At 72.7% G+C, this 19,522-nt stretch carries 21 protein-coding genes and 1 pseudogene; 18 read left to right on the top strand and 4 right to left on the bottom strand.

Translation table 11 applies throughout. The features are described 5' to 3' along the window. Nucleotides 1-26: 26 nt before the first annotated feature. Complete coding sequence (locus tag ACIA5F_RS18635; RefSeq protein WP_399354200.1) at nucleotides 27-1,904, bottom strand: BTAD domain-containing putative transcriptional regulator; 1,878 nt, start codon at nucleotides 1,902-1,904, stop codon at nucleotides 27-29. A gap of 451 nt (nucleotides 1,905-2,355) precedes the next feature. On the opposite strand from ACIA5F_RS18635, the gene ACIA5F_RS18630 reads away from it, so the two are divergent. The 3 genes and pseudogenes from ACIA5F_RS18630 to ACIA5F_RS18620 all read left to right on the top strand — a co-directional run. Further along, the gene (locus ACIA5F_RS18630) at nucleotides 2,356-2,562 is read left to right on the top strand and encodes a hypothetical protein (RefSeq protein WP_399354198.1); all 207 of its coding nucleotides are present in this window, start codon (nucleotides 2,356-2,358) and stop codon (nucleotides 2,560-2,562) included. 187 nt (nucleotides 2,563-2,749) lie between these two features. Beyond that, nucleotides 2,750-3,676: a JmjC domain-containing protein gene (locus ACIA5F_RS18625; protein ID WP_399354195.1), complete on the top strand. Its 927-nt coding sequence runs from the start codon at nucleotides 2,750-2,752 to the stop codon at nucleotides 3,674-3,676. A 66-nt stretch (nucleotides 3,677-3,742) separates the two neighbouring features. After that, nucleotides 3,743-3,888: pseudogene (locus ACIA5F_RS18620) on the top strand (IS5/IS1182 family transposase); the annotation flags it as partial. 131 nt (nucleotides 3,889-4,019) lie between these two features. Here the strand turns inward: ACIA5F_RS18620 and ACIA5F_RS18615 are convergent. Next, nucleotides 4,020-4,235 (bottom strand): DUF6243 family protein, encoded by a 216-nt coding sequence (locus ACIA5F_RS18615; protein ID WP_399354193.1) that lies wholly within the window; start codon nucleotides 4,233-4,235, stop codon nucleotides 4,020-4,022. A 667-nt stretch (nucleotides 4,236-4,902) separates the two neighbouring features. Here ACIA5F_RS18615 and ACIA5F_RS18610 point away from each other — a divergent pair. Genes ACIA5F_RS18610 through ACIA5F_RS18600 form a run of 3 tightly spaced genes read left to right on the top strand, consistent with a single transcriptional unit; the run spans nucleotide 4,903 to nucleotide 5,851 of the window. Further along, the gene (locus ACIA5F_RS18610; RefSeq protein WP_399354191.1) at nucleotides 4,903-5,115 is read left to right on the top strand and encodes a hypothetical protein; all 213 of its coding nucleotides are present in this window, start codon (nucleotides 4,903-4,905) and stop codon (nucleotides 5,113-5,115) included. A 16-nt stretch (nucleotides 5,116-5,131) separates the two neighbouring features. Beyond that, the gene (locus tag ACIA5F_RS18605; protein WP_399354188.1) at nucleotides 5,132-5,410 is read left to right on the top strand and encodes a hypothetical protein; all 279 of its coding nucleotides are present in this window, start codon (nucleotides 5,132-5,134) and stop codon (nucleotides 5,408-5,410) included. Between the two features lie 9 nt (nucleotides 5,411-5,419). After that, nucleotides 5,420-5,851, top strand: coding sequence for a VOC family protein (locus tag ACIA5F_RS18600; protein ID WP_399354186.1), 432 nt, complete (start codon nucleotides 5,420-5,422; stop codon nucleotides 5,849-5,851). On the opposite strand, the gene ACIA5F_RS18595 is transcribed toward ACIA5F_RS18600, so the two are convergent. Further along, entirely contained in the window at nucleotides 5,758-6,516 is a 759-nt protein-coding gene (locus ACIA5F_RS18595) for a helix-turn-helix domain-containing protein (protein ID WP_399354184.1), read from the bottom strand. The two genes, ACIA5F_RS18600 and ACIA5F_RS18595, sit on opposite strands and share 94 nt — an antisense overlap. Before the next feature lie 286 nt (nucleotides 6,517-6,802). Further along, nucleotides 6,803-7,918, bottom strand: coding sequence for a YihY/virulence factor BrkB family protein (locus tag ACIA5F_RS18590; protein ID WP_399354182.1), 1,116 nt, complete (start codon nucleotides 7,916-7,918; stop codon nucleotides 6,803-6,805). 17 nt (nucleotides 7,919-7,935) lie between these two features. Between ACIA5F_RS18590 and ACIA5F_RS18585 the strand changes: the two genes are divergently transcribed. The 12 genes from ACIA5F_RS18585 (at nucleotide 7,936) to ACIA5F_RS18530 (ending at nucleotide 19,521) form a co-directional block, all read left to right on the top strand. Next, nucleotides 7,936-9,582, top strand: coding sequence for an acyl-CoA dehydrogenase family protein (locus tag ACIA5F_RS18585; RefSeq protein ID WP_399354180.1), 1,647 nt, complete (start codon nucleotides 7,936-7,938; stop codon nucleotides 9,580-9,582). A gap of 146 nt (nucleotides 9,583-9,728) precedes the next feature. Then, complete coding sequence (locus tag ACIA5F_RS18580) at nucleotides 9,729-10,292, top strand: GNAT family N-acetyltransferase (RefSeq protein WP_399354178.1); 564 nt, start codon at nucleotides 9,729-9,731, stop codon at nucleotides 10,290-10,292. A gap of 300 nt (nucleotides 10,293-10,592) precedes the next feature. After that, entirely contained in the window at nucleotides 10,593-10,676 is an 84-nt protein-coding gene (locus ACIA5F_RS18575; protein WP_399354233.1) for a putative leader peptide, read from the top strand. A gap of 214 nt (nucleotides 10,677-10,890) precedes the next feature. Next, nucleotides 10,891-12,597 carry a nitrite/sulfite reductase gene (locus ACIA5F_RS18570; protein ID WP_399354176.1) on the top strand — a complete coding sequence of 569 codons (1,707 nt, stop codon included), beginning with the start codon at nucleotides 10,891-10,893 and terminating at the stop codon, nucleotides 12,595-12,597. Nucleotides 12,598-12,628: 31 nt separating this feature from the next. Continuing rightward, nucleotides 12,629-12,808, top strand: a complete 180-nt coding sequence (locus ACIA5F_RS18565; protein ID WP_399354174.1) for a hypothetical protein — start codon at nucleotides 12,629-12,631, stop codon at nucleotides 12,806-12,808. Further along, nucleotides 12,805-13,506 (top strand): phosphoadenylyl-sulfate reductase, encoded by a 702-nt coding sequence (locus ACIA5F_RS18560; protein ID WP_399354172.1) that lies wholly within the window; start codon nucleotides 12,805-12,807, stop codon nucleotides 13,504-13,506. Before ACIA5F_RS18565 ends, ACIA5F_RS18560 begins: the two co-directional genes overlap by 4 nt. Further along, entirely contained in the window at nucleotides 13,506-14,084 is a 579-nt protein-coding gene (gene cysC, locus ACIA5F_RS18555; protein WP_399354170.1) for an adenylyl-sulfate kinase, read from the top strand. The genes ACIA5F_RS18560 and cysC overlap by 1 nt, the downstream gene beginning before the upstream one ends. After that, nucleotides 14,081-15,016 carry a sulfate adenylyltransferase subunit CysD gene (cysD, locus tag ACIA5F_RS18550; protein ID WP_399354168.1) on the top strand — a complete coding sequence of 312 codons (936 nt, stop codon included), beginning with the start codon at nucleotides 14,081-14,083 and terminating at the stop codon, nucleotides 15,014-15,016. Before cysC ends, cysD begins: the two co-directional genes overlap by 4 nt. Nucleotides 15,017-15,018: 2 nt before the next feature. Then, the gene (locus ACIA5F_RS18545; RefSeq protein ID WP_399354166.1) at nucleotides 15,019-16,401 is read left to right on the top strand and encodes a sulfate adenylyltransferase subunit 1; all 1,383 of its coding nucleotides are present in this window, start codon (nucleotides 15,019-15,021) and stop codon (nucleotides 16,399-16,401) included. A gap of 214 nt (nucleotides 16,402-16,615) precedes the next feature. After that, entirely contained in the window at nucleotides 16,616-17,761 is a 1,146-nt protein-coding gene (locus ACIA5F_RS18540; protein WP_399354164.1) for an aliphatic sulfonate ABC transporter substrate-binding protein, read from the top strand. A gap of 34 nt (nucleotides 17,762-17,795) precedes the next feature. Further along, complete coding sequence (locus ACIA5F_RS18535) at nucleotides 17,796-18,614, top strand: ABC transporter ATP-binding protein (protein ID WP_399354162.1); 819 nt, start codon at nucleotides 17,796-17,798, stop codon at nucleotides 18,612-18,614. Continuing rightward, nucleotides 18,601-19,521 (top strand): ABC transporter permease, encoded by a 921-nt coding sequence (locus ACIA5F_RS18530; RefSeq protein WP_399354160.1) that lies wholly within the window; start codon nucleotides 18,601-18,603, stop codon nucleotides 19,519-19,521. Before ACIA5F_RS18535 ends, ACIA5F_RS18530 begins: the two co-directional genes overlap by 14 nt. The last annotated feature ends 1 nt before the right edge of the window (nucleotide 19,522 follow it).

Raw genomic sequence — 19,522 nt, 5'->3', positions numbered from 1 at the left:
CGGAGGCCGTCGGAGGCCGGCCGGAGTCAGTCGCCGTCCGGGGCCCGGCTGCGGTGCAGGGCGGCGGCGTACCGGTGTCCCAGCCTCGGCATGCGGTAGCTGACGGAGTGCGCCAGGATCTCGTCGGCCCCGTTCTCGGCCCCGTCCTCGGTGCCGTTCCCGTTCCCGGCCACGGCGACCACGTGCGCCTCGATGAGTTCCTCCACGATCCGCTCGGCGGGGTCCTGCAACCCGTCCAGGGCCGCCAGCAGCACCTTCTGGTCGAACGCCGGTGTCGGCAGCGCGCCGAGCGCCCCCAGCGCCGCCTGCTGCCGAGGGGCGAGCCCCTGGTGGAACCTGCGGTAGCCGTCGTGGACCGACGCGTCCCCCACCGCGAGCTCGTCCAGGCGGGCCGGCAGCCGGCCGAGCTGCTCCGCGTACTCGCGCAGCGACAGGTGGCGCAGCACCGTGAGCTTCGCCGCCAGCGTGCGGACGACCAGCGGGGACAGCCCGTACAGCTCCCGGAGCCGGTGCAGCGTCCGGCCGTCGTCCCCGAGCGCCTGCTGCGCGAACCGCTGCTCGCCGAGGACCCGGACCAGCAGTTGCAGGGCCTCGTCCGGGGTGAACTCGTCGAGTTCGAGGCGCTGGGCGCACTCCAGGCCGCTGAGTCTTCGGGCGGTGGTGACCAGGGTGCGGCTCGGTCCGCGGCCCGGGAGCAGCCGGCGGACCTGCGACTCGCTGGTGGCCCCGTCGAGGACGAAGAGGAACTGCCGCTCGGCGATCCAGGACCGCCACAGCGCCAGGGCCGTGGTCTCCTCGCGCGGTGGTGTGACGTCGAGGCCGGTGCTGCGCAGCAGTTCGGTCAGCACCTCGTGCCAGTCGCGCGGTGTCCCGTCGGCGTGCCCCAGGGGGACGAAGACCTGCCCGTCCGCGAAGTGGTCGGCGACCCGGTGGCCGACGTGGACGGCGAAGGCCGTCGTGCCGATGCCCGGCGGCCCCGAGACCGTCATGAGGTCCGGACATCGGTCGCCGCCGGTGAGGAGCGCCGCCGCCGCCTCGGCCTGCTGGGCGCGCCCGATGAAGTCCCGCAGGTCGCGCGGGAGCTGGGAGGGCTTCGAGCGTCCGCCGCGCCGGCCCGGGTGCGGTCCGGCCGGGCCCTCGCCGGCCAGGATCGCGCGGTAGAGCCGCCGCAGGACCGGGCTGGGGTCGAGGCCGAGCTCCCGGGCGATGAACTGCCGGTGGGCCTCGAAGCAGGCGAGGGCCTGCCGTCTGCCGCCCACCTGGTCGAACGCGGTCATGTGCAGGGCGACGAGCCGTTCCCGGAACGGGTGCCGGGCGGCCAGCTCCCCCAGCCGGTCCAGCAGTCCGGGCGTCCGCCCGGACTCGACCTCCAGCTCGGCCCAGTCCTCGTACACCGCGAGGAACCGGTCGGCGAGCCGCTGGGACTCGCGGACGACGAAGGGGCTTCCCATCAGGTCCACCAGCGGCTGGTCCCGCCACAGCCGGACCGCCTCCCCGAGCAGCGCCGAGGCACCGGCGGTGTTGCCCTCGCGCTGCGCCTGGCGCCCCGCCGTCGCGAGCCGGTCGAAGCGCAGCAGGTCCGACTCCTCCGCCGTCACGGTCAGCGTGTAGCCGTACGGCACGTGCCGGATGCGGTTGCCCACGATCTTGCGGAGCGCGGAGACGTACACCTGGAGGTTCTTGCGCGCGGTACGGGGCTGGTCGCCGCCCCAGAGCGCGTCGATGAGCTGGTCGACGGAGAGCACGGTGTTCGCCCGGCAGACCAGCGCGGCCAGCAGTAACCGCTGCTTGTACGGGCCGAGTCCGACCGGGGTCCCGTCCCCGGACCGCACCTGGAGCGGCCCGAGCACCGTGAACCACAGGTCCTCCCCCGCGTTCCCCCCCGGGTTCGCCCTCGCGTTCACCCGCGCGTTCGCCCGGGGGTGGTTTCCCGGGTCGTCCCTCAGGATCTCTCCCGGGGTGCCTGCCGGAATACCTGCTGGAGTGTCTGTCGGGGTGTCTGCCGGAGTATCTGTCGGGGTGTCTCTCTGAACTTCTGTCGCACCGTTCTCACCAGTCATGGTGGTCCCTCCCCCAGGGCGCGCCGACGGCACGGCAGAGTACGGCCCGGTTCGGGGCCGATAGCTCTGTCGCCCTCCGTCAAGAAGCTTCGCCGACAGGGTGGTGCCTGGCAAGGATGCGGAGGGCGTCCGGCGAACGGGGCCCCGCGGGGCCCGGTGACGGCGCCCGCGGTGGGCCGACAAGCTGCCAGGAAGCCGCGCGCATACCGGATTTCAACCACTCCCTCCTAGCGTCGCGGTATGCCGTCGGACGATGTCCGGGCGCCGCTTGAGAGCCGAGTGAGAGGAGATCCGCATGAGCGACCCTGAGGTACAGGCGCACAGCGTGGGCGACGACGACGAGGAGACCGCCGGCTGTGTGATCCAGTTCAACCCCAGCTTCGACGACAGCACGGCCGCCGAGGTCCAGGCGCACAGCGTGGGCGACGACGACGAGGAGACGGCGGGCTGTGTCGTCCAGTTCAACACCTCCGTCGACGAGGGCACGGCCGGCGGAGCGTAGCCGGCGGGGAAGGGCCCGGTCGGCGGGTGCGGGGCAGGACCGCGCCGCACCGGCCGACCGGGTTCCGCCCGCTCCGCCCGCGCCCTCCCCTGCCGTTCCCTCCCCTCCCCTCCCCTCCCCTCCCTTCCCTCCCTTCCCTCCCCTCTCAGTCCTCCTCAGTCCCTCCCGCCCCTTTGTGAGAGGCCTCGTGGAAAGTCTGCTCCGGCTCGTCGACGACCTCCAGGTGCTCGAAACGTCCTGGGAGTCCGAGCCCTTCGTCAGTACCGGTCTGGGTGACTTCGGCGACGTCTTCTCCCTGGAGATCGCCGAACGCCTGATCCACAGCAGCCTGCCGATGACCGCCGTACGGCTCTTCCGGAACGGCGAGAAGCTGCCACCGGAACGTGTCCTGCGCAACCGGGGGAGCAACCCCAGGAACCGGGAGAAACTGGCCGACGGCACCAAGATCGCCGAGCAGGTGGCCGGTGGCGCGACCCTGACCCTGGAGGAGCTCCAGAACCACTGCCCGGAGGTGTCCCGCTTCGCCGCCGAGGTCGCCCGCGAGTCCGGCTACGAGGCCGACTGCACGGCCTTCCTGACCCCTCCCCGGGCCCGTGGCGCCGCGCCCCACTTCGACCTGGTGGGGATCTTCCTGCGGCAGGTGTACGGCTCGAAGCGCTGGCGGGTGAGCGCCCCCGTCCGGCGGCTGCCGAGCCGCGCGCTGGCGGTGGACCCGTCCGCGGTCGGTGCGCCGGTGCTCGACGTGGTGCTCAAGGAGGGCGAGTGCCTCTACCTCCCGCGCGGTTTCGTGCACGTCGGTGACACCACCGACGAGCCCTCGCTGCACCTGTCGGTCGGCCTGCGCGGCATCACCTGGGAGAGCGTCCTGCACAGCCTGCTGTCGGGCGCCACCGAGCAGTTCGAGGAACTCCGCGAAGTACTGCCCCCGGCCTTCTCCGACCTCGACCGGGCCGCCCTCTACCGCGAACGCGCCGAGATCCTGTCCCGCCACCTGTCGGACATCGACTGGTCCCGGGTCCCCCTCTCCCCCCTCCGATCCCCCCAGCCCCCACCCGCCCCGCCCCACCCCACCCTCACCACCGCGCTCCACCACCCGCCCGGGGAGAACGCCTGAGGAACGGGGCCGACGGGGGCGACGGAGCCGCCGGGGGGCGCTGCCCGAGTGGCCCGTTGCCGGCCCCGCGGACGGCCCTGGGGCCTGCCGCTCCAGGACCGGATCACGCCGGTCGTCCCGTACGGGCGCACCAACGTGCCGATGCGCCCGCCGGCACCCCGCCCCGGTGTCTCGCATTCCGCTGCCGACCGCTGCTCGACCGGCTCGGTCCGGCCGGCCGAGAGCTGAGCGGGACCGGCATCGCCCGGTAGGGCAGCAGGGCCCCGGTACGACAGCAGGGCCCGGACCGCGCGTCGCGGTCCGGGCCCTGCCCCGTGCGGTGCCGCCCTGCGGCGGCGGCGCGTCAGCTCTGCGCGGTAGCGTCGTCCCGCTGCCCGGCGCCCTCGGCTCCGCCCGCCTTCGCGCGCATCTTGTGCACCAGCTCCGCCTTCTGGTCGGCCGCACCCTGGCGGTCGAGGTTGCGGTGCGGACCGTTGTTCTGCCGCTCGGCGCGGGACAGCCTCTTGCGCTGGCCGCCGCCCATGCCCACGGGGTTGTTGATGTTCTTGCTCACGGTCACGGGTTCTCCCGGTAATGATGTGAAGTGATCTACGGATTCATCGGTGGGGGACGGGCGTCGACGTCGAAGGACGTCAGCAGGAGCCCATCACGCCCTCACTCGTAAATCGGCCTCTGGAAGAACATGACAAAGACGTTACCCGCTTCCGTCGGCCCCGCACACCACCCCTTCCGCCGCCCCGGCGTCGGCCGGGCCTTCGGCGAGCGCCCGGTATCAGCCGTTTCCTTCCGGGAATCCCAGCACCGCCAGCCCCCGTCGGTGGTCGCCTCGCCGCCCGGGGCAGGTCCAGATGGGCGTTGCCGGGCTGCCGGGGACGTTGTCAGCGGTCGCGAGCACACTGACGGCTGAGAACCATCTCACTTGCGCCCCACCGTTACGGGACACCCTTCAGGCTGCCCATGTGGCACTTAGCGCGGTGGTGTCCGGGCCCTGACCGCCTACTGGCCGCCGATCCTGCCGACCGCGTCCAGCGCCAGGCTCCATGGATACGGCCGCTTCTCCCCGGGCGCCCGCGCCCTGCGGACCCTCCACCGCGTCCTCGGCATCCCCGCACCCACCGACCACCACCCCGAACCACCCCGGAACCCCACCACCACCACCACCGGAACCGGGACCTCTGTCACCACCGGCGCCACCGCCAAGGGGCACGGAAGCCAGGGGCGGGCCGGTGCCTGAGCCGTTCGGGCACCTGCCCCACCCCCTCCCGCGCACCCGCGTCCGCGACCTCACCTCCGGAGCCGAGGGCACCCTGACGGCCGTCGTCCACCAGAACCTCTCCGACGCGCCCGCCCGACCGCACTGGGCCGAACTCGCCTGCATCCGCGCCCCCTCCGGGCTCGAATGGTCCACCGCCCTCGACAACATCGAACCCGCCCGATGACCCCGAGGTGCGGCGCGTGATCAGCCGGGTGTTCGAGACCGCCGCGACGGACGTCGTCACCTGCGAGGCGTGCGGGCGGGAACCCGTCCAACCGGTCCGCACAACTCCGGACTCCCCGCACCGGGACCTGCTGTGCGGCTCGTGCGCCGAGCAGAACGCCCCGGTCCGGGCCGGACTCTTCCCGCCCCCGGGCATCTACCGGCTGACCTGGGGGCAGCACCACGATGGGAAAGCACCGCCCGGCCCCGGTGTGGTGTCCGAAACGTTCAAGACCCGGGTCCGGGGTCGTGGCTAGCCTGCTGGCATGACACCGACACCACGACTCGACATGATCGGCCTGGTCGTCTCCGACATGGCCGCCTCGCTCGCGTTCTACCGCCGCCTCGGGCTGGACGTACCGGCCGGGAGCGACGGCCTGCCCCATGTGGAGGCCGCGCTGCCCGGCGGGCTGCGGATCGCCTGGGACACGGAGGAGACCATCCGCTCCATCGACCCGTCCTGGTCCCCGCCGACCGGCGAGAGCCGCCGGGAGCTGGCCTTCCACTGCGGCTCCCCGGCCGGGGTCGACGCGGTGTACGCGGAGCTCACCGGCGCCGGGCACCCGGGCCACCTGAAGCCCTGGGACGCCTTCTGGGGGCAGCGCTACGCCGTCGTGCTCGACCCGGACGGCTGCGGGGTCTCCCTCTTCGCCCCGGCCGGGGCGGAGTCCCCGGCCGGGGCCGGGCCCGCCGTGTAGGCGCTCAGCGTCGTCCCGGCCAGGGCGCGCACCTCGCGGGCGAGATGCGACTGGTCGGCGTACCCGGCCGCCCAGGCGACCTCGGCGTACGGCGTGCCGGACCGGGCCAGGGCCAGGGCGCGGCGCAGCCGGAGCACCCGGCCGAGCGTCCGGGGGCCGTACCCGAAGGCGTCCAGCGAGCGGCGGTGCAGCCGGCGCGGGCCCAGGCCGGTCGCACGGGCGAGGTCGGCGACGGTGGCCCCGGCGCGCAGCCGGGCCGTGACCTCGGCGGCCAGCGGGTCCGGCGGCCCGGCCTCGGCGGCGAGGCGGGCGGCCAGCTCCTCCAGCCCAGCGCGCGGGTCCCCGTGGCGGGCCACCCGTCCGGCGAGGAGGCGCGCCTGCCGGGGGGACCACAGGTCGGCCAGCGGGGCGCGCCGGTCCCGCAGGACGTGCGCCGGTACGCCGAGCAGCGCGGGCGCGGTGCCGGGCGCGAGGCGGATACCGGCGACCAGCCCGCCCGGGACCTCCCCGGCGGGATGCGGCCGGGTGTCGGGCCCGGCCACCAGCAGCCGCCCGTCGGCCCACAGCAGGTCCATGCACCCGTCGGGCAGGACGACCCCGCCACCACCCTCGGCCCGCCACAGCACGGCCCCGGGCACGGCCACCGCCCGCGTCTCCTCGTACACAGCTCCAGGCTAGTGCTGTGACCGGAAAGGTTCACCGGCCCGCGACGCCCGGCACCGCACCTCGCCGCACCGGCCGAAAGCCCGGGTACGTCCCGTACGAGGACGTCCGGCCGACACACCCGGACCACGCACCGGACGCCGCTCCTCGACAGGCGAACGCTGTCTGACGCGGCACTGGTGCCGTGACCGGAAAGGTCCACCGGAAAGGTCCACCGGACGGTGACGCCCGGCCGGACCCGCCCACCGGCTGACCGGGGTGACCCGCCCACCGGCTGGCCCGTCGGCGTCAGTGTTTGCGCAGGCGGGAGGTGTAGTCCTCCGGCGGGAGGAAGTTGGACCAGCGTTCGGGGAACTCGGACGGCATGCCCTCGTCCTCGTCGTCCTCCGACTCGCCCTCGGCCACGGCCCGCCAGGCGGCGGCGCGGGCGACCAGCTGGGCGGCCTCCGCCTCGCGGACGCGTTCGTTCGCCTCGCGCGCCGCGGCCGTGGCCACGGAGGGCCAGACCCGGTCGACGGCGGCGTTCACGGCCGCGCCGACGAGGACCGCGAAGGCCGAGATGCCGATCCACAGCAGGACCGCCACCGGGGCGGCGAGCGACCCGTAGATCGTCGGCCCCTCCACGGTGTTGGTGAGGTAGATCCGCAGCAGGAACGAGCCGAACACCCACATGGCCAGGGCCACCAGCGCGCCCGGCACGTCCTCGACCCAGGGCGAGCGCACCGGTACCGAGACGTGGTAGAGGGTCGTCAGGAAGGCGATCGAGAGCACCGTGACCGTCGGCCAGTACAGGACCGCGATCAGTTCCGTGCCCCAGGGCACCAGCCGGACCACCGCGTCGGGTCCCACCACCATCAGCGGCAGGACGACCGCGCCGATCAGCAGCGCGATCACGTACAGCAGGAAGGCCAGCAGCCGGGTCTTGACGATCCCCCGGTGCCCGTCGAGCCCGTACATGACGGTGATGGTGTCGATGAAGACGTTGACGGCCCGCGAGCCCGACCACAGGGCGAAGGCGAAGCCGAGGGAGATCAGGTCGGGACGGCCGCGGCCGGTGACGTCGTCCAGCAGGGGTCTGGCGATGTCGTTGACGCCCCGGTCGGAGAGGACCGTGCCCACCGCCCGCAGGATGTTCTCCTCGATGCTGTGGACGGTCTGGGTGTCGGTCCAGCCGTCCACGTAGCCGAGCAGGCCCAGCAGGCCGAGGAAGAGCGGGGGCAGGGAGAGCAGGGTGAAGAAGGCCGCTTCGGCGGCGAGTCCGAGGATGCGGTACTCGATGCACGAATTGACGGTGTCCTTCAGCAGCAGCCAGGCCATCTTGCGTTTGGAGACGTTGCGGTAGAGAGCACGGGCCCGATGGAGCCGACCTGGAATCCGCTCAGGTGTTTCTTTTGCTGGCTGCACGTCCTTACGGTATCCGCATGGCAGCCACGACCCACACCGTCAGCAACCAGGCCCCGCCTCTGGTGGGGTACGACGTCTACGGCGGCGACCGCGCCCTCACCGAGGGCGTGGAGCGCCACCTCGCCTCCGCGGAACCCGCGCTCCGTTCCACCGCGCGGGAGGAACTCACGGCCCTCGGGCGCGCCGCGGGCTCCGCGCAGGCCCAGGAGTGGGGGGTGCGGGCGAACGAGAACCCGCCGAAGCTCCGTACGCACGACCGGTACGGGAACCGGATCGACGAGGTGGAGTTCCACCCGGACTGGCACCGGCTGCTGGGTCACGCGGTGGCCGCCGGGCTCACCGACGCCTGGGGGCGTCCGGCCGGGCACCTGCGGCGCGCGGCCGGGTTCTTCGTGTGGTCGCAGGCCGAGGCGGGGCACGGCTGCCCGCTCTCGATGACGCACGCGGCGGTGCCGGCGCTGCGGACCGACCCGGAGCTGGCCGCCGTGTGGGAGCCCCGGCTGACCTCGCACGTGTACGAGCGGGAGCTGCGGCCGGGTGCGGAGAAGGCCGGCGTCCTCTTCGGCATGGGCATGACGGAGAAGCAGGGCGGCAGCGACATCCGGTCCAACACGACGGCGGCCGTGCCGCTGGACGCGTCGGGCGAGTACCTGCTGACGGGACACAAGTGGTTCTGCTCGGCGCCGATGAGTGACGGCTTCCTGGTGCTGGCGCAGGCTCCGGACGGTCTGACCTGTTTCCTGGTGGAACGGGTGCTGCCGGACGGGACGCGCAACGCGTTCGCGATCCAGCGGCTGAAGGACAAGCTGGGGAACAGGTCGAACGCGTCGGGCGAGGTGGAGTTCGACGGGACCTGGGCGCGGCGGGTGGGCGAGGAGGGCCGGGGGGTACGGACGATCATCGAGATGGTCTCGGCGACCCGGCTGGACTGTGTCATCGGCTCGGCCTCCCTGATGCGGCAGGCCCTGACGCAGGCGGTGCACCACGCGGAGCACCGCTCCGTCTTCGGGGCACCGCTCATCGGGCAGCCGCTGATGCGCAACGTCCTGGCCGACCTGGCCCTGGAATCGGAGGCGGCCACCACGCTGACCCTGCGCCTGGCGGCGGCGTACGACGCGGGGACCGGGCCGGAGCGGGCCTTCCTGCGGCTCGCGGTGCCCGTGGCGAAGTACTGGGTGACCAAGCGCTGTACGCCGATGGTGGCGGAGGCGCTGGAGTGTCTGGGCGGCAACGGCTACGTCGAGGAGTCCGGGCTGCCGCGGCTGCTGCGCGAGTCCCCGCTGAACTCGATCTGGGAGGGCTCGGGCAATGTCCAGGCCCTGGACGCGCTCCGCGCGCTCCAGCGCGAACCGGAGTCGCTGAACGCCTTCCTCCAGGAGGTCGGGCGGGCCCGGGGCGCCGACCACCGGCTCGACGCGGCGATCAGGGGCCTGCTGACGGAACTCGCCGACCTGGACGGGATCGAGGCGCGGGCCCGCCGGGTGGTGGAACGGATGGCGCTGGTGCTCCAGGGGTCGCTGCTGGTGCGCTGGGCCCCGCCGGAGGTGGCGGACGCGTTCTGCGCCTCGCGGCTGGGCGGCGACCGGGGTGCGGCCTTCGGCACGCTCCCGCACACCCTGGACCTGGGGGCGGTGGTGGACCGGGCGCGGATCGCGGGCCGGTGAGGGCGGTCGGGGTGTGCCGCGGCGGACGGGTCCGGCCGCGCCCGGCGCCGCCCGCCGCCCCGGCCCGCCCTCCCCGCCGGGGGGTGCCGGGCCGGAGCCCGGGGCACCCCCCGGCGGGGATCGGGGGGTGTGGTTCCCTGGCTCGCATGAGCACGTTCACACTGACCACCTGGTCCCTGGAAATGACCTCGCCGCAGGATCTGGTCCCGGCGGCCGGGCCGGGGCCGGAGCTCCGGATCGTCCGGTCCGAGGTCCCCTCCCCCGAGTTCAGCCGTTTCCTCTACGCCTCCGTCGGCGGCGACATCCACTGGACGGACCGGCTCTCGCTGACCCGCGCGCAGTGGGTCGAGCAGTTGGCCCGGCCGGGCGTGGAGACCTGGGTCGCGTACGACCGCGGCACCCCGGCGGGGTACGTGGAGTTCGACGCCCAGGAGGACGGCGCCGTGGAGATCATCTACTTCGGGCTCCTCCCGGAGTTCCGCGGCCGGCGGATCGGCGGCCACCTGCTGTCGGTGGGCATCGCCCGCGCCTGGGACCTGGCGTCCCGCTGGCCGGATCGCGAGCCGACGCGCCGGGTCTGGCTGCACACCTGCAGCCAGGACGGTCCCACGGCGATGGACAACTACCTCCGGCGCGGGTTCAAGGTGTTCAGGACGGAGACGGAGCCCAAGGAGGAGTCCCCCACCCCCGGCCCCTGGCCCGGCGCCTGACCGGCCCGGCGGGCGCCTGACCGGTCCGACCGGCCCGGCGGGCGCGGCGGTGAAGCCCCCGGCCGGGTGCCGGGGTCCGCCCCGGCGGGGCCGCGCCGCAGCCCTCCCGCCCCTCCTTCCCCGGCCCTCCCACCGCCCCCGGCACGGCCGGGCGGGGCCCCGCCCGCACGCCCCGGCACTGCCCGGCGGGAAGGGGCGCGGGGCGTGATACAGATCACGCCATCTCATCATGCGGGACCACACCGTCCAAATCGCGGACAGTAGTGGACTCCTCCAATCGGCCCGTGCCACGCTTCCGCCATGAGTGGAGCGGGAATTGCCTTGGTGAGTCGACGCCACGTCGACCTCGGCCGCATGTCCAGCGCCATCTGTCCGGCGCGCTGACAGAACCAGCCACCGCCCCGCCCTGCCGCCGTCACCGCCGCCCGCGGCCCGCGGCCCGCGCCGAGACACCCACCCGCCCGCCGAGGGCAGAGGACCGCCCCGCCCGCCGGTGATCCCGGCGAAGCCGCGGCGCCACGCCATGCCGGCTCCCCGCCCGAGGGGCACGCCGCTCCCCTGCCCCCTGCCTTGAGCCGCCGAAGAAGGACGTACCGCCATGGCCGCCACCCCCGAAACGCCCGCAGCCGCGCCCGCAGCCGCCGCGCGCCGCAAGACCGGCCGTCACCGCGGTGAGGGTCAGTGGGCCGTCGGACACCACACCCCCCTCAACGGCAACGAACAGTTCAAGAAGGACGACGACGGTCTCAACGTGCGGACACGCATCGAGACGATCTACTCCAAGGCCGGTTTCGACTCCATCGACCCCAACGACCTGCGCGGGCGCATGCGCTGGTGGGGCCTGTACACCCAGCGCAAGCCCGGGATCGACGGCGGCAAGACCGCGATCCTGGCGCCGGAGGAGCTGGACGACAAGTACTTCATGCTGCGCGTCCGCATCGACGGCGGCCGGCTCACCACGGGGCAGCTCCGCGTCATCGGCGAGATCTCCGAGGAGTTCGGGCGCGGCACCGCCGACCTGACCGACCGCCAGAACGTGCAGTACCACTGGATCCGCATCGAGGACGTCCCGGAGATCTGGCGCCGCCTGGAGGCCGTCGGCCTCTCCACCACCGAGGCCTGCGGGGACACGCCCCGCGTCATCCTCGGCTCGCCCGTCGCCGGCATCGCCCGGGACGAGATCATCGACGGCACCCCGGCCATCGACGAGATCTACCGCCGCATCGTCGGCAACCCCGACTTCTCCAACCTGCCGCGCAAGTTCAAGTCCGCGATCTCCGGCTCGCCGCTGCTCGACGTGGCGCACGAGATCAACGACATCGCCTTCGTCGGCGTCGACCACCCCGACCACGGCCCCGGCTTCGACGTCTGGGTCGGCGGCGGCCTCTCCACCAACCCCAAGCTCGGCGTGCGCCTGGGCACCTGGGTCTCGCTGGAGGAGGTGCCGGACGTCTACGAGGGCGTCATCTCGATCTTCCGCGACTACGGCTACCGCCGCCTGCGCACCCGCGCCCGGCTGAAGTTCCTCGTCGCCGACTGGGGTCCGGCCAAGTTCCGCCAGGTCCTGGAGGACGAGTACCTGAAGCGCAAGCTCACCGACGGCCCCGCGCCCCCGCAGCCCTCCGGCCAGTGGCGCGACCACGTCGGCGTCCACCAGCAGCAGGACGGCCGCTTCTACGTCGGCTTCGCGCCCCGCGTCGGCCGGGTGGACGGCGCCACCCTCACCAAGATCGCGGACGTCGCCGAGCAGCACGGCTCCGGCCGCCTGCGCACCACCGCCGAGCAGAAGATGATCGTCCTCGACGTCGAGGCCGACCAGGTCGACCCGCTGGTCGCGGCGCTGGAGGCGCTGGACCTGCGCGTCACCCCGTCCCCCTTCCGGCGCGGCACGATGGCCTGCACCGGCATCGAGTTCTGCAAGCTGGCGATCGTCGAGACCAAGGCGCGCGGCGCCTCCCTCATCGACGAGCTGGAGCGGCGCCTGCCGGAGTTCGCCGAACCGATCACCATCAACATCAACGGCTGCCCCAACGCCTGTGCCCGCATCCAGGTGGCGGACATCGGTCTCAAGGGCCAGCTGGTCCTGGACGACGACGGCAACCAGGTGGAGGGCTACCAGGTCCACCTGGGCGGCGCCCTCGGCCTGGAGGCCGGTTTCGGCCGCAAGGTCCGCGGCCTCAAGGTCACCGCGGCCGGCCTGCCCGACTATGTGGAGCGGGTCGTCACCCGCTTCCAGGAACAGCGCGAGGACGGCGAGCGCTTCGCCGCCTGGGTGACCCGCGCCGACGACAAGGCCCTGTCATGAGCGACGGCGGACGACGACGGAGGTCAGGATCGTGAGCGAGCGCGCGGCACCGTTCCACTGCCCGTACTGCGGGGACGAGGACCTGCGTCCCCACGAGCAGGGCCACGGCACCTGGGAGTGCCGGGCCTGCAACCGGGCCTTCCAGCTCAAGTACCTCGGGCTGCTGGCCCGCGGGGTCCGGTCCGACGGCGCGGGAGGGGACGGGATATGACGACCGCTCAGGAGACGCGGGACCTGCGGGAACTGGCCGAGCGGGCGGGCCGGGAGCTGGAGGACGCCTCCGCGCCGGAGATCCTGCGCTGGGCGACCGACACCTTCGGCGCGCGGTTCGCCGTGACCTCCTCCATGGAGGACGCGGTCGTCGCCCACCTCGCCTCCCGGGTCCGGCCCGGCGTCGACGTCGTCTTCCTCGACACGGGCTACCACTTCGAGGAGACCATCGGCACCCGTGACGCGGTCGAGGCCGTGATGGACGTCCGCGTCATCACGCTCACCCCGCGCCGCAGCGTCGCCGAGCAGGACGCCGAGCACGGCCCCCGGCTGTACGAGCGCGACCCCGACCTGTGCTGCGCGCTGCGCAAGGTCAAGCCGCTGGAGGAGGGGCTGACCGGGTACGACGCCTGGGCGACGGGGCTGCGCCGCGACGAGTCCCCGACCCGGGCCGCCACCCCGGTGGTCGGCTGGGACGAGAGACGGCGCAAGGTCAAGGTCGCCCCGATCGCCCGCTGGAGCCAGGACGACGTGGACGCGTACGTCACCGAGCACGGCGTCCTGACCAACCCGCTGCTGACGGACGGCTACGCCTCCGTCGGCTGCGCCCCCTGCACCCGCAGGGTGGCACAGGGCGAGGACGCGCGGGCCGGCCGCTGGGCCGGGCGGGCCAAGACCGAGTGCGGGCTGCACGGCTGATGACGAAGCGGACGAGTACGGAGAAGAAGCAGATGAGCGTGAGCGACCAGGGCGCCACCGTGTGGCTGACCGGGCTGCCGAGCGCGGGCAAGACCACCATCGCGTACGCGCTGGCCGAGCGGCTGCGCGCCGAGGGCCACCGGGTGGAGGTCCTCGACGGGGACGAGATCCGCACCTTCCTCTCGGCGGGCCTGGGTTTCAGCCGTGCGGACCGGCAGGTCAACGTGGAGCGGATCGGCTTCGTCGCCGAGTTGCTGGCCGGCAACGGCGTCAAGGCGCTGGTGCCGGTGATCGCGCCGTTCGCGGACAGCCGGGAGGCCGTCCGCAAGCGTCACGCCGCCGAGGGCACCACCTACCTGGAGGTCCATGTGGCCACCCCGGTCGAGGTGTGCTCGGAGCGTGACGTCAAGGGTCTGTACGCCCAGCAGGCGGCGGGCGAGATCTCCGGTCTGACCGGGGTCGACGACCCGTACGAGGCACCGGAGTCCCCGGACCTCCGTATCGAGTCGCACACGCAGACGGTGCGGGAGTCGGCCTCGGCCCTGCACGCGCTGCTCACCGAGAGGGGTCTCGCATGACCACCGTCGCCCATCTGCACGAAGAGACGGACGCTCCGTACGCGCTGTCGCACCTCGACGCCCTGGAGTCGGAGGCCGTGCACATCTTCCGCGAGGTGGCGGGGGAGTTCGAGCGGCCGGTGATCCTCTTCTCCGGCGGCAAGGACTCGATCGTCATGCTGCACCTGGCACTGAAGGCGTTCGCGCCGGCGCCGGTGCCCTTCACGCTGCTGCACGTGGACACCGGTCACAACTTCCCCGAGGTGCTGGAGTACCGGGACCGTACCGTCGAGGAGCACGGGCTGCGGCTGCACGTGGCCTCCGTCCAGGAGTACATCGACGCGGGCACGCTGCGCGAGCGTCCGGACGGCACCCGCAACCCGCTCCAGACCCTCCCGCTGACCGAGGCGATCCAGCGACTGAGGTTCGACGCGGTGTTCGGCGGCGGCCGGCGCGACGAGGAGAAGGCCCGCGCCAAGGAGCGGGTGTTCAGCCTCCGCGACGAGTTCTCGCAGTGGGACCCGCGCCGTCAGCGCCCCGAACTGTGGCAGCTCTACAACGGCCGCCACGCCCCCGGCGAGCACGTCCGGGTCTTCCCGCTCTCCAACTGGACCGAGCTGGACGTGTGGCAGTACATCGCCCGCGAGTCCATCGAGCTGCCGCAGATCTACTTCGCCCACGAGCGCGAGGTGTTCCGGCGCGGCGGCATGTGGCTGACGGCCGGCGGGTGGGGCGGCCCGAAGGAGCACGAGACGACCGAGAAGCGGACCATCCGCTACCGCACCGTCGGTGACATGTCCTGCACCGGCGCCGTCGATTCCGACGCGGCCACGCTGGACGCGGTGATCGCCGAGATCGCCGTCTCCCGGCTCACCGAGCGGGGCGCGACCCGGGCCGACGACAAGATGTCCGAGGCCGCGATGGAAGACCGCAAACGCGAAGGGTACTTCTAGCCATGACCTCCACCACCGATCAGCCCGCCGGCCTGGCCGACCCTTCCGTGACCACCCTGCTGCGCTTCGCGACCGCCGGTTCCGTCGACGACGGCAAGTCCACGCTGGTGGGGCGGCTGCTGCACGACTCCAAGTCGGTCCTCACCGACCAGATGGAGCACGTCGAGGCGGTCTCGGCCCAGCGCGGGCAGGACACGCCCGACCTGGCGCTGCTCACCGACGGCCTGCGGGCCGAGCGGGAGCAGGGCATCACCATCGACGTCGCGTACCGCTACTTCGCCACCACGCGCCGCCGGTTCATCCTCGCGGACACCCCCGGGCACGTGCAGTACACCCGCAACATGGTCACCGGGGCCTCCACCGCCGACCTGGCCGTGGTCCTGGTCGACGCCCGCAACGGCGTGATCGAGCAGACCCGCCGGCACGCGGCCGTCGCCGCGCTGCTGCGCGTCCCGCACGTGGTCCTGGCCGTCAACAAGATGGACCTGGTCGGGTACGAGGAGGCCGTCTTCGCGGCGATCGCCGAGGAGTTCACGGCGTACGCCTCGGAGCTGGGCGTGCCGGGCTGGGGGGCTGGGGGACACCACCAGGAGAACTGGTGCACCGCGATCCCGATCTCGGCCCTGGCCGGGGACAACGTGGTGGAGCCCTCCGCGCACATGGACTGGTACGGCGGCCCCACCGTGCTGGAGCACCTGGAGACCGTCCCGGTCAGCCACGACCTCACCGCCTGCCCGGCGCGTTTCCCGGTGCAGTACGTGATCCGGCCGCAGAGCGCCGCGCACCCGGACTACCGGGGGTACGCGGGCCAGATCGCCTCCGGTGTACTGCGGGTCGGCGAGGCCGTGACCGTGCTGCCCTCGGGCCGCACCAGCACCATCGAGGGCATCGACGCGCTGGGCCGGTCCGTGGACATCGCCTGGTCCCCGCAGTCGGTGACCCTGCGGCTGAGCGACGACGTCGACGTCTCGCGCGGCGACCTGATCGCGCCCTCCGCGAGCGCCCCCGCCACCACGCAGGACGTCGAGGCGACGGTCTGCCACGTGGCGGACCAGCCGCTGGCCGTCGGCGCCCGGGTGCTGCTGAAGCACACCACGCGCACGGTCAAGGCGATCGTCAAGGAGATCCCCTCGCGGCTGACCCTGGACGACCTGTCCCAGCATCCGGACCCCGGTCAGCTGGTCACCAACGACATCGGCCGGGTCGTCGTCCGTACCGCCGAGCCGCTCGCGCTCGACGCGTACGCCGACTCGCGCCGCACCGGGTCCTTCCTGCTGATCGACCCGGCCGACGGAACCACCCTGGCGGCGGGCATGGCGGGCGAGTCCTTCGCCTCCCGGGCCAAGGCCACCGTCCAGGCGGACGAGGAAGGGTGGGATTTCTGATCATGGCCGACGACATCTACGCGACCTTCGCCAAGGAGGGGGGCCGCATAGGCAGCGGCTCCCTCGGCAGCGGCCAGGGAGGGGTGGCGCGATGTGCGTGATGACGTACGCGCACCGCACGCGCGCCCTCACCCCCCACCTGCTGTGCCCGCCCCCGCTCCCGAGACGAAGACGTGCGTCGTGAGATCACGACGCTACGAGAGGAAGCTCTCCCGTGCCTGCCACCGGTACCACCCGTAACACCCTGTTCTCCCGCGCCACCGCGCGCCGCGGCGCCGTCGTCGCCGCCCTGCCGCTCCTGATCGGCGCGCTCGCCTCCTGCGGCTACGGCTCGCAGGCCACGCCGCAGGAGCCGGCGAAGACGACCGACGCCAGTGCCGACACCGGCAAGGCGCTGTCGGCCCCCGAGGTCCGCATCGGCTACTTCCCCAACCTGACGCACGCCACGGCCCTCGTCGGCATCCAGGAGGGCCTGATCGCGAAGGAGCTCGGCTCCACCGCGATCAAGCCGCAGACCTTCAACGCGGGCCCGTCCGAGATCGAGGCGCTCAACGGCGGCTCTCTCGACATCGGCTTCATCGGCCCCTCCCCCTCGATCAACGGCTACGTGAAGTCCAAGGGCCAGAACCTGCGGATCATCTCCGGTTCCGCCTCCGGTGGCGTCAAGCTCGTCGTGAACCCCGAGAAGATCAAGACCCTGGACGACCTCAAGGGCAAGAAGATCGCGACCCCGCAGAAGGGGAACACCCAGGACGTCGCGTTCCTCAACTGGATATCCGAGAAGGGCTGGAAGGTCGACCCGGAGTCGGGCAAGGGCGACGTCTCGGTCGTCCGTACGGACAACAAGGTCACCCCGGACGCGTTCAAGCAGGGCTCGATCGACGGCGCCTGGGTGCCCGAGCCGACGGCTTCCAAGCTGGTCACCGACGGTGGCAAGGTCCTCCTGGACGAGACCGACATCTGGCCCGACAAGAAGTTCGTGATCACGAACATCATCGTGTCGCAGAAGTTCCTCACGGAGCACCCGGACGTGGTCGAGGCCGTGCTGAAGGGCACCGTCAAGACCAACGAGTGGATCAACGCGGACCCGAACCGGGCGAAGGCGTCCGCCAACGCGGCGCTGAAGAAGCTCAGCGGCAAGGAGCTGGAGGCCGCGGTGATCGACGCCGCCTGGCCGAGCATCCTGGTGACCGACGACCCGCTGGCGACGACGCTGAAGACCCAGTCGGACTGGGCGGTCAAGGCCAAGCTCATCGAGCAGCCCGACCTGGCCGGGATCTACGACCTCAAGCCCCTGAACAAGGTGCTCAAGGCCGCCGGCAGGCCCGAGGTCTCCGACGCCGGTCTCGGCGCCAAGTAACCCGTAGTCCAGCGAATCCCAGGAGGTGACGACCATGGCCACCACGCTTGCCAAGGCTGCCGAGGGCACCGTCGCGGAGCAGACGCACGCAGCCCGTATCGAGCACGTCTCGAAGTCCTTCTCCGGTCCTGCCGGATCGCAGCTCGTCCTGGACGACGTCAGTCTCGACGTCGCTCCGGGCGAGTTCGTCACTCTCCTGGGGGCCTCGGGGTGCGGTAAGTCCACCCTGCTGAACCTGGTCGCCGGGCTGGACAGGCCGACGGCGGGGGCCATCGCGACCCCGGGCGGCCGTCCGGCGCTGATGTTCCAGGAGCACGCCCTCTTCCCGTGGCTCACCGCGGGCAAGAACATCGAACTCGCCCTGCGCCTGCGCGGGGTGCCCAAGGCCGAGCGCCGTCCGGAGGCGGAGCGGCTGCTGGAGCTGGTCCGGCTCGGCGGCGCGTACGGCAAGCGGGTGCACGAGCTGTCGGGCGGCATGCGCCAGCGGGTGGCGCTGGCCCGTGCGCTCGCCCAGAACAGCCAGCTGCTGCTGATGGACGAGCCGTTCGCGGCCCTGGACGCCATCACCCGTGACGTGCTGCACGGGGAGCTCACCCGGATCTGGGAGACGACCAACGCCGAGGGTTCCGGCGCGGGCAGCCTCTCCGTCCTCTTCGTCACGCACAACGTGCGCGAGGCCGTGCGGCTCGCGCAGCGCGTGGTCCTGCTCTCCTCGCGGCCCGGCCGGGTCGCGAAGGAATGGACCGTGGACATCGCTCAGCCGCGCCGCATCGAGGACGCGGACGTCGCCGAGCTGTCCCTTGAGATCACTGAACACCTGCGTGGGGAGATCCGCCGCCATGGCCAGCACTGACACCACCCCGAAGGCCGAGGACGGCGCGAAGGCCAGAGGCGGCGGCCGGACGGACGACACGGCAGGTCTGGGGGCCGGGCTCGACGCCCTCGACGCGGTCCAGACCCACCGGACCCCGGTCCGCGAGGTCCTCGTCAAGAAGGTCCTGCCCCCGGTCGTGGCCGTGGGGATCGTCCTCGCGGTCTGGCAGATCCTCGTCTCGGCGCAGGTCACCGACCCGACCAAACTGCCCTCACCGTCCGCGGTGTGGGACGGCGTGTCCGACATGTGGGTCAAGGGGACCCTGCTGGAGGTCGTCTGGACCAGCGTCTCGCGCGGTCTGCTCGGCTTCCTGCTGGCCCTGGCCATCGGCACCCCGCTCGGCCTGCTGGTCTCCCGGGTGAAGTTCGTCCGCGCCGCGATCGGCCCGATCCTGTCCGGTCTGCAGTCCCTGCCCTCGGTGGCCTGGGTCCCGCCGGCCGTCATCTGGCTCGGGCTGAACGACTCGATGATGTACGCGGTGATCCTGCTGGGCGCGGTCCCCTCCATCGCCAACGGGCTCGTCTCCGGCGTGGACCAGGTCCCGCCGCTCTTCCTGCGCGCGGGCCGCACCCTCGGCGCCACCGGCCTGCGGGGCACCTGGCACGTGGTCATGCCGGCCGCGCTGCCCGGCTACCTGGCCGGCCTGAAGCAGGGCTGGGCTTTCTCGTGGCGCTCGCTGATGGCCGCCGAGATCATCGCCTCCTCACCCGATCTGGGCCTGGGCCTGGGCCAGTTGCTGGAGAACGGCCGCAACAACATCGACATGCCGGGCGTCTTCCTCGCGATCCTCCTGATCCTGTTCGTCGGCATCGCCATCGACCTGCTGATCTTCAGCCCGGTCGAGCGGTGGGTGCTGCGCAGCCGCGGCCTGATGGTCAAGGGCTGAG

It is taken from the genome of Streptomyces sp. NPDC051567 (genome assembly GCF_044454165.1).
Taxonomy (GTDB): domain Bacteria; phylum Actinomycetota; class Actinomycetes; order Streptomycetales; family Streptomycetaceae; genus Streptomyces.
Note: the sequence above shows the minus strand (reverse complement) of the source record. Positions and strands in the feature narration are given on the sequence as shown.